This is a genomic window from Streptomyces boetiae, assembly GCF_031845405.1.
GTDB lineage: Bacteria > Actinomycetota > Actinomycetes > Streptomycetales > Streptomycetaceae > Streptomyces > Streptomyces boetiae.
Map to the genome: position 1 here is coordinate 134,195 of NZ_JAVREN010000010.1, position 12,406 is coordinate 146,600.

Consider the following 12,406-nt stretch of genomic DNA (forward strand, 5'->3'; position numbering starts at 1 on the left):
ATACGAGGCGAGGCGGGAACCCCATGCCCCATCAACTCAACGCCCAGCTCCGGGAGTTACTCGCCGAGGCCCGCCTGACCTATCAGGCCGCCGCCCAGCACGTCCGCGCCGTCGCGGCCGAGAACGGCCTCCACGGCCTGCGCACCAACAAGTCGGCCGTCCATCACTGGGTCCGCGGGGCCGTCCCGGAAGAGACCACCGCCCGCTGCCTCGCCGAAGCGCTCTCCCGTCGCCTGGGCCGGCCCATCACACGCGCGGACCTGGGCCTGCCAACCGCCGCCTCTGCCGCAGAAGATGACAGCATCGGACTGTCCCTCGGCCCCGACCCGGTCGAGGTCCTGCAGATGATCGGAGAGGCAGACGTGCATCGACGCCGGTTCCTGACCACCTCCGCCTACTCCATGGCCGCCGCCACCCTCCCCCTGCAGACCGTCCAGGAGACCGCCCGCCGCACCGCCGCGGCCCGGGGCGGAGCCGTCGCCGGCACGGCCGAGGTGAACGCCGTGCGCGACATGGTGCGCCTGTTCGCCGACATGGACGAACGCCACGGCGGGCAACACGGCCGCTCAGCCTTCGCCCAGTACCTCATCACCGACATCGCCGCCCTGTGCCGGGCACGCTTCCGTACCGACACCACCCGCCGCCGGATGCTCTCCGTCGCCTCCGCCGCCGCCCACCTCGCCGGCTGGAAAGCCTACGACTCCGGCGAACAGGGCCTCGCGCAGCGCTACTTCCTCCAGTCCTACGCCCTGGCCGCCGAATCAGGCGAACCTGGGCAGGCCCCCTTCGTCCTGCGCACCATGTCCCAGCACGGCATGAAACTCCACCGGCCCCAGCACTGCCTGGACCTGGCCGACACCGCTCTCACCCGCGCCCGCGGACAGGTCGCCGCCCCCGTCGAGGCCCTCTTCCACATCACCCACGCCCACGCCCTGGCCAAGACCGGCCAACGGCCCGCCGCCGTCACCGGCATCGAGCGCGCCCGCGCCGCCCTGGACACCGGCTACTGCGACGACGTGCCCTTCTGGGCCCTGGCCTGGGGACCACCCCAAGCCACCGTCCTCTCCCGCACCGCCAAGGTCCTGGAAACCCTCGGCGACCACCCCCGCGCCGCCCAGCACTACGCCCGCGCAGCCGCCTCACGCCCCACCGGCACCTACGCCCGCATCATCGCCCTCGACCTGACCGCCCAGGCCGAATCCGCCCTCCGCCAAGGCCACCTCGAACAAGCCTGCGCCACCTGGCACCGCGCGATCGACCACATGGACGGCGTCGCCTCCACCCGCACCCGCTCCGCCCTCGCCGACATCCGCCGCCACCTCACCCCCTACCGCAGCCGCCGCCTGCACCACACCACCCAACTCGACGAACGCGTCCGCCACCTCCTGCACCCAGCCACACCCCAGCTCTGACAACTCAGACAGTGATGAGCCTGGAGATCGGTGAGACGAGTTGCCGGACATTCAGCTATCTGGGCCGCAGGACGAGCCCATGCCCTGCAGCCATCCACCTGAGTTCCGCCGCAAGGTCCTTCTCCCATCGAGTCCGACCGCAGCGTCGCCCAGGTCGCTCAGCGCACCGCCTACCACCGGGGCTTCCAGACTGTCGGCGCCTACGCCCCCGTCCTCACCCTCGACACCGCCCGCGACGAACCACCGCGCCATGCTCCAGTTCGGCGACTCCACCCTCTGCCTCGCCGAGATCGCCCGCCAGTCCGGGCGCGCCGCCGATACCGTCGCCGAACGCCCGGCCCTGCGCCTGCTACGGCGCGACCTCGACGTCGAGGACGACGTCCTCGCAGCCGGCGGCGGCCTGGCGGAGCGCAGCGGACTCGGCTTCGTCGGCCGTCAGTTGCCACCGGGTCTTCACGACGGTCCACTCGGCGACGTAGCGGCACGTGGCCGAGGTGGCCGGTCCGGCCGCCGTTCAAGTGCCCGCCGCCTCCCCGGGTACAGACGAAGACGCCCGAGCCCGTCGCCATCGACCACGCCTGGCGGACTGCGGTGGCCTGGCGGCCATGCGCCACGACTACCGCGACCCCGCCGGTGGACGAGGACCAAGAGCACGCCGCCGGGTCACCGAATCTCCGACCACGCCTACCAGAACGCGCAAGCAGCGCGGAGCCCATCATTCGCGCCGGGCTGGCCATGATCGGGGCCTCGGTCCGGTGGGCGTGCTCCTCGGCCAGGGCATCTCGATCCGGACCGACGACGTCGCCCTGACCGCCGTCCACCAAGGCGGCAACGTCATCTGGGCCGAGCCAGCGGCGACGCGTTCGATGAGTTCGCCCACGGCGTCCAGTGCTATCTGACCGACGTCCTTGCCTTGGGCCGGGACGAAGCAGTCTTCGCCGACCACGGCTGGAAGCTGGTGGACCGCCGGGCCGATCTGTTCGCTATGGACTTGCCCACCGGCTGACCGCAGCGCCCCGTGTGGGGCCGCAATCCACCCCGGGCGCGGCCCCACACGGCCGTCTAGGCCGCGCACTCCCCCCAGTTCACCAACCCCCAAGCGGCAGCAACGAAGCGGCCACAGCCGCAACCACGACCCGTCAGCGGCCGGATTCCCGGCCCCCAACCCGCTAGGGAGGCCCTGTGAGCGGACAGTTCCAACTCGCCCTGCCCGGCTTCGGGCCCGAGATGCCGACCGCTCCGCCAGGGTTGAAGTCTCGGACTTGGAGAAACAAGGGCGGTCAGCCAGACGATTCCGTTACTGTCAGGGCTGGCTGACAGGCCGTCATCTCAGGTGTTTGCTTTGAGGGGAGGGGACGGTGACGGAGGGGATGTCCGGGCGATCCCGGGTGGTGGTGTGGCTGACCGCAGTGGTCTGCGGGGCGTTGACCGTCGGGTTGGCGGTACTGGTGGTTGTGGCCAATCTCGATACGGCGGCACTGGCCGGAGGGATCGTCGGCACGGCGGCCTCCCTGTTCTCCACCGTCGTCGCGGTTCTAGCGCTCGTGCGCTCCTCCGGCAGTCCCGTTACTGCTCGGCCTCCGGCTCGGGCCGGCGGCGTGGGAGGTGAGTTGCACAACACCATCAGCGGCGGCATCCAGGCGGGTCCGGTCTATCAGGGGCGGGACTTCTCCTTCGGTACCCCACCCCATGAGCAGGCCGCGCCCCCACGGCAGCCGCCGACGGGCGCGGGCAGCGACGGCACCCCGTCGGCACAGAGCTGAACAGGAAGAAGGGAGGAAGGGCGGATGGCGGACAGGGGCGGGTCTGACTTCCGGGTCGTGAACTCCATCAGCGGCAGCGGCGTCTTCATCGGCCCGGTCATCCAGGGCCGGGACATCACCGTCCAGTTGCCGCCGCAGATTACCCCAGCCCTGGGCGGCCTGCCGGGGGCTTCGCCCGCCTTCACCGGCCGTGAGAAGGACATCGAGGAGGTCAAAAAGGTTCTGGCCCCCGGCGGGAGTGATGCGGGCGGGCCGCGGACGGTGCTGGTCAGCGCGGTCTCCGGATTGGCTGGTGTCGGCAAGACCGAGCTCGCGGTGAAGGTCGGCAACCTCGCGTGGAAGGTGTGGGGCTGGTTTCCCGGTGGTGTGCTGTTCACGGAACTGCACGGCTACGACGCGGAGCGCCTCGTCCCGCCCGAGCAGGCGCTGGAGGGGCTGCTGCGGGCGCTTGCTGTACCCGGCGACCACCTCCCGCGCACCCTCCAGGATCGGCAACGGCTCTACCACAGCATCCTGGCCGCCTATGCCGAGCAGGGACAGCGCGTCCTCGTCTTGGTCGACGACGCCTCCTCTGCCGACCAGGTCCGTCCCCTACTGCCCGCCGACGGCGTCAACGCCGCCCTGGTCACCTCCCGCCACACTCTGGCCATCAACGCCCGCCTGCACGACCTGGACGTCCTGGACGAACGCAACGCCGTCGAGATGCTGCGCGAAGAACTGCGCATGTTGCGGGGCGACGGGGACACCCGCGTCCGCGACGAGCCCGAGGCAGCCGCGAAGATCGCCCAGCTGTGCGCGTGCCTGCCACTGGCCCTGAACATCGCCGCCGCCCTCCTGGCCGATGACCACACCCAGCAACGCACCGCGGCCGACCTGGCCACCGCGCTGGAAGCCGAACATACACGGCTCAGACGGCTACGCCGGGATGAACTTGCGGTTCGCGCTGCCTTCGACCTGTCCTACGCACGCCTCGATCAGCAGCAGGCCCGACTCTTCCGGCTCCTTCCCCTCAACCCGGGCCCGGACCTGTCCACCGAAGCCGCCGCCCGCCTCGCCGCCGTCGAAGAACTGGGCGCCGAGGAGATCCTGGAAAGCCTGGCCCGCGCACACCTGGTCGAACGCAGGCATGGCCGGCGATGGGGCATGCACGACCTGGTCCGTCTGTACGCCTACGCATGCGGCCGTGAGCCGTCCCAGGCCGCCGCAGACCAGCGTGAGACGGCTCGGGCCCGTCTGTTCACCCACTACCAGGACACTGCCGCCGACGCCGCCACCCATCTGGAGCTCTGGCCCGGCCCCCGCTCATCGGGCTTTCACGACCGGAGCCGGGCCCTCCAATGGCTGGACGCAGAACTCGCCAACCTCATCGCCACCGCCACAGCCGCCCCCCGCCTCGGACACCCCGCCACCACCATCGCCCTCGCCTTTGGCCTCACCGGCTACCTCGACCACCGCCGCTACTTCGACGACTGGATCACTCTCACCACCACCGCCCTGGCCATCTGCCGCGAGCTCGGTGACCGCCACCGTGAAGGAGGGGCGCTGAGCAATCTCGGTCTCGCCCTGGCGGAGGTGCGACGGTTCGAGGAAGCGATCGAGACCCTCACCCGTGCGGTCGGCATCTTCCGCGAGCTCGATGACCACCACCGTGAAGGAGGGGCGCTGAGCAATCTCGGTCTCGCCCTGGCGGAGGTGCGACGGTTCGAGGAAGCGATCGAAGCCCACACCCGGGACCTGGCCATCTGCCGCGAGCTCGGTGACCGCCACGGCGAAGGGCAAGCGCTGAACAACCTCGCTCTCGCCCTGGCGGAGGCCCGGCGGTGCGAGGAGGCGATCGAAGCCCACACCCGTGCGGTCGGCATCTTCCGCGAGCTCGATGACCACCACCGTGAAGGCCAAGCGCTGAGCGATCTCGGTCTCGTGCTGGCGGAGGTGCGACGGTTCGAGGAGGCGATCGAAGCCCACACCCGTGCGGTCGGCATCTTCCGCGAGCTCGATGACCACCACCGTGAAGGCCAAGCGCTGAACAACCTCGCTCTCGCCCTGGCTAAGGCGGGACGGCGTGGTGATGCAGTTGCTGTGGTGGAACAAGCAGTGAAGATCTACCGTGGCTTGGCCGCAAACACTGAATCCGGTCGCGAGCCCGAATTGGTTCGTACGCTTCTGCGTTCAGCTTGGCTGAAGGTCGATGTGGAAAATGGGCGCGTCCTCCCTGGAGCTTTGGCGGCAGCGGAGGAGGCGGTAGAGCGGTTGGACCAGCTGACGGAAACGCGACCGGCGGCCTTCTCCGGCCTGCTGCGTGACGGGCTGGGACTGCTTGCAGCGATCCTGGAGGGGCTGGGGCGTGCCGAGGAAGCGGAGCAGGTTCACCGCCGGATCGCGGACTTCCCCCCTCGCGGGACTTCTCCTTCCCATTGATGAGGGGCCCGGGCGGTAACGCCGCTGCTCCCGCGCTGCGTGAACATCCAACGCCACCTAACCACTGTGCTCGCTGACCACCGCACCGCCTGACGTCGGACATGCTCGCGCCCTCCCCACCTGCGCGGTGCTGTTCCGCGGCTCTCTCCGCCTCGGGATCCGGCGGTCTTCCTGCGTGAGTGCCGAGCCGTTTCCTAGCCGTTCGACAAATATGCGTCGAGGTTCCCCAACAAGCGGGGCTGAGGGCCGGAGTCGCCGCAGGTCAGCGCCTCACCGGCCCAGCATCGACCAAGCGCCATCTAAGCACTTGGCCGCAGGTTCGAGTCCTGCAGCGAGCCCAAGCAGCGGAGCCGCTGCTTCAGGGTGCCGTTTCGCGTGCGTGGTCCTTTCGGCGCGGTGCGGTGTCGGTGGCGTCTGTCAGAATCGCGCGGTGACCGGTGGCAGGGACATGGTGACGCTTCGGCAGCTGGTCGGCGGTGTTGTCGAGGGCCTGGTGGAAGAACACACGCACGACGCTCTGGGGGATGCCTGCATGCGGCTGGGGCTGCCGCAACCGGCCGCCGGGGGCACGAAACGCGAGCGGGTGCGGGAGAGCTTCGCGGCTGTGGTGGACGACGAGCTGCCCGCTGTGGCTGAGCGGGTGCTCCTTGCCCTGCGACCGGACCCGGCGACGCGCAACGTCATCCAGGACCTGCTGTGGGCGGGCGGGAGTCGGGAGATTCCTAAGAGGACCAGGCGTGAGATCGCCCGGTCCCTCGGCCTGCAGGATCTCGTGCACGGTGCCGACCGGTTCCGCGCCCTCCTGGACCGCCTGTGGGTCCTGGACAACGACCCCTTCGCCTCTGTGCTCACCGGCAGGCCGGCGGGCCTGGGCGCGCGTATCGACCAGCACGTGTTTCGCAACCCGGGGGACTGGGAAACCGAGTACCTCTTCGAGCAGCTGGGGGCGATCGAGGCCGGTGACGCACGGTTCATTCGGTTCCTCGAAGGACTCGTCTCGCCGGAGGTGATGCCCGACGAGCCGGCGCAGCGACGGATCGTGGAGACCATCAACGAGTGCCTGCGGGTGGTGGCGGCCGAGCTGCGCGAGACCGGGACTGAGGATGGCTATCCGGTGTTCCGGGTGGTCGCCAGCGGTCTCGCACACGCGCGACGGCCGAAGAACCTGATCTTCGCGTCGCTGGCCAAGCCCGACCTTCGGTTCCGCAGCGCGGTGGACAACGACGTCGAGATCGTCGGCAACGCGGACAAGGTCTTGGTCTACGACCGTCCCATCAGCGCGGATGGCATCCGGTGGCGGGACCTTCAGGCGTGGTGGCGCGAGACCCACCAGCTGCCCTCGGACGTCGAGGCGAAGGCCACGCTCTATAACCGGCTCGGCGAGTGCCTGCCGAGGAGTTCGCCCCCGCAGCGGAACCTGTGGGAGCTCTACCACGCCATCCACGGCCCTGCCGTTCCCGACCTGCCCGCGCTCCTGCCCGAAGTGTGGCTGCACTGGGACCCGAAAACGGTCCGATCCCGCGGCCGTGACGCTCTGTTCAACCAGCGCATGGATTTCCTGCTGCTGCTTCCCCACGGCCAGCGCATCGTCCTGGAGGTGGACGGCGCCCAGCACTACAGCACCCCCGATGGCCGGGCCAACACGGCCGAGTACGCGGCAACCGTGCGCGCTGACCGTGACCTCAAGCTCAGCGGCTACGAGGTGTTCCGCTTTGGCGCCACCGAACTCATCGGCCGGGACGATGCCCGCTCTCTGCTCCAGCAGTTCTTCACCGAACTCTTCCGGCGCTTCGACGTCAGCCCGCGCACCGACTGACCCACCACGCGCAGGGAGGCGTCCGCCGATGGTCATCAGCGCGGTACGCCCCCCGCGGGAGGCCGCGTCGGGCGCGAGGCCACTCGGCGAGCGGGAGGCGCGGACGGCCGTCAGCCGCACTCGTCCGCCGCCAGGCGTGGCGTTGGCCATCAGGCCGGCGGGCAGGTAGGTGCGCAGCAGGGTCTGCGCCCCGGTCCGGGCATACTCAATGAGGCGGGAGTGTCCCCGAGCGGGCCACTGTGTCTTGTGGGTGCCATTAGGGCATCCCTGCCTCTGGGTAGGACCGTGAAGGACGTACTCAGCGGGGTTCGGGGTAGCCGGGCAGATCCAGCGTGGTGGGAGGCTGATCTTCGAGGCTGGTGCCGAGACGCAGGCGGAAGTGTTCGCCGTCGACGGGGCGGAACTTGACGCCGAGGCCTTCAGCGTTGCCGGTGTCGAGGGCTGCGAGGGCCTGCCGGCTGTTTACTGCTGCCGCCCTGGGGTGGGAGAAGTGCGCGGGGCCGAGGTCGAAGGTTCGTCCGGCCAGCGTGAGCGTCAGCTGCTCGACTGTGGCCCGGAGTCCTCTAGGAGTCTGTGGTGTGAGCGCGGAGCGCAGGCTGGGGGAGTCGTTGCCGTTGAGGGTGCAGGTCAGAAGGCGGTGTCGGGGCGAGGCGACGGTGTGGCCGTCGATGAGGAGCCGTGCGACCCGGAGCGAGACGCGGTCCTCGGCGGTGATGTCGAGGGGGATGGGGAAGTACTGCATGGTGTGCTGCTGAAGGATGGCGAGGTCCTCGACATACAGCCTCATCTGCTCCCAGCGCTGCATCTCGTCCCCCGGCACGTCCGGGATATTCCCGCCGCTGACGGTCTTGCCGTCGACCTTGACTTCGAAGGTCTCACTGGCCAGGAGCTGCTGGGGCAGGCGGAAGATGCGCGCAGCGGCGGCGGGCTCGATGTTTTTCAGCGATGCGGTGAACTGAATCGTCGCGGGCACGGCGCCGTCATGCGGTATGAGCAACCGCAGCGCTCCGCCGGGCAGTTCGACGTCGACGGATCGGCCCAAGCCTCCTTGGCCCAGGCTGTGGACCTGTCCGCTGTAGGAGGCGGTCACCTTCTCGTCTGGGCCGAGGAGCAGCAGCTCGGCTGCCAGTCCGGCGTGTGGTGCGGGGCCGTTGGGTCGCAACTGGACCTCCACGTTCCTGAGGGTCTTCGCAAGCCATTCGGGCCCGGTGATGGAGAGCGCTTCGACAGCTTCGGGGGGAAGGACCACCTCCTCGTATGTGCCGAACCCGAAGGCGCGCGTCACCGTCTCATCCAGCTCGGCATCCGAGCCAGCACGCCCGGTCACGGTGATGCTGACTGGGCTGACCTCATGGGCGCGGGGATGCTTGCCCCGAAGCGTATGGACCACCCGGTCGCCCTGGCGGGCGAAGTCCACCGTCCAGTGCGGGTCCAGGTTGTCGACCTGGCCACCCAGCGCGGATACCCGTTGCGCCAGATCCTGCATACCGTCGGCCAGAACGGCCCTCTCCTGGTTGTAGACCTTCGCGGCCTCGAACAGCTGGTCACGCTTGAAAAAAGCCTCCAGGTCGGAGTGAAATGCCAGTCGGCTGTCCAGCTCCGCCCGGTCCATCACCCTCACGCGGACGCTTCGCCCGCCCGAAAGGGCGTTCACGAACTCCCTCTCCTGACGGCTCAGAGTGCATGGCACGGCCAGGATCCATTCGTACGGGCTGTGCTGCATGGCCCGCTCGAAGGATTTCTTGATCGACCTCTGGCGGCCCTTGAACGAGGAGCTCGGGAAGCCGTCCGGGTAGTACTTCAGCTGGAAGATCCGCACTCGTCTGCCGACGGTGACCTTGATGTCTATCCCGTCGTCCCCGCCGCGCCCGTTGACAGTCTCGACCGTTGCGTTGCCGTCGTACATCCGGTGCACCAGCGCCTCGACGATACGGTCGAACCTCGGCTGGTCGAGGTGATCCCACTCAATGGCCATCCTGCCTCCCACGACCTTCGGCCCTGCCCCATTGTCCTGCCCGGCACCGACACTCCGCGTGGGTTGTACTTCGCAGGGTGCGCGCGCCCAGCACCGGCCAACATCGTTCGCGGTTGGCGGCGCCCTGCCTGCCCTGCCGGGGAATTCGGGTCTCCGACAGGACGGGGTAGGCAGGGGTCCGGCGCCTGCGGGATGATCTCGCAGGCGAATCCATCTGGAGCGTGGTGGTGTGCGCGTGCCGGCATCCGGACGGGCGGCGCAAACCGGCGGTCCGCCCGGATCCGGCTCACACGGTGGCGTCACAGGTCTGCTGCGTTCTCTGGGCCGCGTACTGGTCAGCGCCGGGTCTGTACCCACACTGCGAGCAGCCCCACCTCGGCTGTGCTAGCCCCGCAGCTGGGGCCGCGCGGGAACTGGTCGGCCACGACCCGGCGGCGCCGACCGATCCACCACGCACAGCGCCACCGCGCTGCGCCGACTAGCGACAGCAGCGCGCTAGCCAGATGTCGGCGCGAGCGAGGCGTTGCACGGGCTTGGCATCCGGTGGGAGCAGGCGACGGTGGTGGTGCCGCAAGCGAGTAGTGCCTGTTGCGTGCATCGGGCAGACTTCCGGATCAACTACTCGGAGGGCCCGTCTGTGGCGTCGCGTCATATGCTGACGGGCGCGGGGATCGGCCAGGGCAGTGGCGGCATCGGGGCGCTGGTGGGCGAGGTCGGTGTGGACTGCGCGGCCGTCGGCCAACCGGATGGCCCCGCCGACCTCGGCGGGCCGGGCGCAGACGAACAGCATCAGGCGCGGCGGTTCGGGAGTTCCGGAGCGCTCGGTGTGGACGGGCAGGGCCTGGTTGCTGAAGCCGGCGAATCCTGACGGCTGGCTCGGGTGGCCGGAGTCCTGGATGACGGTCAGCCCGTGCGGCTCGCTGTCGCGGTGCGGGATGAGCTGCATGCACTTCGCGGCCAGGTCGAGAACGGCCCGGCGGCTGGTCAGGCCGTCCACCGTGACCAGGCCGGTTTCGCGCATCCGCGCAGCGATAGCGTCCGCAGCGTCATCGGCCGCCGGATTCACGTAGTGCCGCGCGAACGTCTCGCGCGGAGATCTCTGGCTCATCGTCTCCTCCGGGAGGTGGGGGTGCTTTCACTATCGGGAGAGGCGGCTAGCCTGGGAAAGCGACGGATTGGCGACTCGGACAAAGCGGGCCCTTGCGACCCGAGGTTGCGCGTTCCGGCGCTGTGCCCCCGCCCGCCTGCTGCCCATGAGGACCGCGATGACGTACACGCCGCCCACCTGGCCCGTATCCGTCAAAGGCGTCGCCATCGGGGCCCGCCAGCGGGTGCTGCTGCTGAAGAACGAACGGCAGGAATGGGAACTGCCCGGCGGCAGGCTGGAGAAAGACGCAGGGCCCGGCGGCGTCCGGGATGACAGCCCCGAGCAGGCGGTGGAACGCGAGCTGGCCGAAGAGACCGGCTGGGAGGTCAAAGCCGGACCGCTCATCGACGGCGGGGTGTGGATCTACGAACCCCTCCCCGGGCGGCGGGTGCTCATCGTCACCTACGGCTGCACCGTACTGACCCCCGAGGCCGAGCCGGTCCTGAGCCACGAGCACAAGCAGATCGGCCTCTTCTCCGCCGACCAGATCGACGCGCTCAACATGCCCCAGGGGTACAAACGCTCCATCCACCTCTGGTACGCCCACCTCGCCTCGAAGCCCGGGTAGGCCGGTTGTGGCCGAGCAGCAACGCCCGCTGGAGCCGCCGCCATTGATCCCGCTCGCTCAGTGGCACTGGGCCACCCCCGCGGCGCAGGCGGTGCTGGCCGGCGGCAGCCTCGGGGCGATCCTGCGCTTCTACCGCGCTGTCCACCGCATCAACCAGACCGCGCTCGGCGATCTCCTCGGCTACGACAAGACCACCATCTCCGCCCTGGAACTGGGCAAACGCACCGTGAATGACATCGCCTCCCGACGCCGCATCGCCACCCTGCTACGTCTGCCCGCCCACGTTCTCGGGGTCACCGACCCAGCCGACGCCGACCACCGCGCCATGCTCCAGTTCGGCGACTCCACCGTCCGCCTCGCCGAGATCGCCCGCCAGTCCGGGCACGCCGCCGAGGCCGTCGCCGAACTGTGGCCACTGGCCGCCCGCCTGGAAGCGCGCGTCCACGACGGCCACACCGAAGCTTCCGCCCTGCGCCTGCTCGCCCGGGCCCGCGTCGGTCTCGGCGTCGCCCTGGGCAACGTCCTGCCCGAAGAACGCCTCGCCACGGCCGCACGCTGGACCGCCGGCTCCCTGCGGATCGCCCCCCACCTCGACGACCCCCGCTTCACCTCCTACGCGCTGCGGATGCACGGCAACGAACTGCGCAAGGCCGGCCTGCGCGGCGCGGCCGTCGAACGGCTGCGCCGCGCAGCGGCGCTGGCACCCGACCGCACCGACCGCGCCGCCGCCCTGCCGCTCCTGGCCCGCGCGGCCGGCCAAGCCGGCCAGACCTCGCTGTTCGACGCGGTGATGCGCGAGAGCCAGGCCCTGCTGCCGGAGGTGGAGCACACCTCGCTGTTCAACCCCTACGCCCTGCACGAGATCCAGTTGCGCGGCCTGGTCGCCACTGACCGCCTCGGCGCCGCCATCCGCCTGGCCGAAGCAGGCCCCCCGCCGGCCGCTACCGCCGCCCCTCAGTGGCGGGTCATCGCCGCAGTGACAACGGGCCGCGTCCGGCTCCTGGCCCAGGACCGCGCCGACGCCGCCGAGAGGCTGACCTTCGCCATCGGCGAAGCCTCCCGCCTGCGCCTGCCCCACCAGCTGCAGCGCGTCCTGCGGGCGTCCGCCGGACAACTGCCCGATGTCCACGCGGTCGCAGAGCACGCCCTGGACCGGCTGCGGAGGGAGATGGCCGCGTGACGGTACCGCTGTCCAGCGCACGCATCGAGACATCAACGAAGGCCGACGCCCCCGACCGGCCACAACAGAGCAACCGCAACGGAGATGATGGCGGGAATGGATCGCACTCGGCTGTGCGGACACAGAA

The 12,406-nt window shown here is 69.9% G+C and carries 8 protein-coding genes and 1 tRNA gene; 7 read left to right on the forward strand and 2 right to left on the reverse strand.

Features of this window, described 5'->3' with window-relative positions; genetic code table 11:
* The first annotated feature begins 23 nt into the window (after window positions 1–23).
* The 5 genes from RM780_RS10015 (at window position 24) to RM780_RS10035 (ending at window position 7,409) form a co-directional block, all read left to right on the forward strand.
* A complete protein-coding gene (locus RM780_RS10015; protein WP_311630241.1) occupies window positions 24–1,412 on the forward strand; it encodes a hypothetical protein in 1,389 nt (462 codons plus the stop codon).
* Window positions 1,413–2,770: 1,358 nt separating this feature from the next.
* Complete coding sequence (locus RM780_RS10020; RefSeq protein ID WP_311630242.1) at window positions 2,771–3,175, forward strand: hypothetical protein; 405 nt, start codon at window positions 2,771–2,773, stop codon at window positions 3,173–3,175.
* A gap of 57 nt (window positions 3,176–3,232) precedes the next feature.
* Window positions 3,233–5,593, forward strand: a complete 2,361-nt coding sequence (locus RM780_RS10025; protein ID WP_311630243.1) for a tetratricopeptide repeat protein — start codon at window positions 3,233–3,235, stop codon at window positions 5,591–5,593.
* A 256-nt stretch (window positions 5,594–5,849) separates the two neighbouring features.
* A tRNA-Arg gene (locus RM780_RS10030) sits at window positions 5,850–5,928 on the forward strand.
* Window positions 5,929–6,023: 95 nt separating this feature from the next.
* Window positions 6,024–7,409, forward strand: coding sequence for an AbiJ-related protein (locus tag RM780_RS10035; protein ID WP_311630244.1), 1,386 nt, complete (start codon window positions 6,024–6,026; stop codon window positions 7,407–7,409).
* A 298-nt stretch (window positions 7,410–7,707) separates the two neighbouring features.
* Here RM780_RS10035 and RM780_RS10040 read toward each other — a convergent pair whose 3' ends face one another.
* Both RM780_RS10040 and RM780_RS10045 read right to left on the reverse strand, forming a co-directional pair.
* Window positions 7,708–9,384, reverse strand: coding sequence for a hypothetical protein (locus RM780_RS10040; RefSeq protein ID WP_311630245.1), 1,677 nt, complete (start codon window positions 9,382–9,384; stop codon window positions 7,708–7,710).
* 478 nt (window positions 9,385–9,862) lie between these two features.
* Window positions 9,863–10,492, reverse strand: coding sequence for a TauD/TfdA family dioxygenase (locus RM780_RS10045; RefSeq protein ID WP_311630246.1), 630 nt, complete (start codon window positions 10,490–10,492; stop codon window positions 9,863–9,865).
* Between the two features lie 145 nt (window positions 10,493–10,637).
* Here RM780_RS10045 and RM780_RS10050 point away from each other — a divergent pair, with 145 nt between their 5' ends.
* Entirely contained in the window at window positions 10,638–11,099 is a 462-nt protein-coding gene (locus RM780_RS10050; RefSeq protein WP_311630247.1) for an NUDIX hydrolase, read from the forward strand.
* Window positions 11,100–11,106: 7 nt separating this feature from the next.
* Window positions 11,107–12,279 carry a helix-turn-helix transcriptional regulator gene (locus RM780_RS10055; RefSeq protein WP_311630248.1) on the forward strand — a complete coding sequence of 391 codons (1,173 nt, stop codon included), beginning with the start codon at window positions 11,107–11,109 and terminating at the stop codon, window positions 12,277–12,279.
* Window positions 12,280–12,406: the final 127 nt, after the last annotated feature.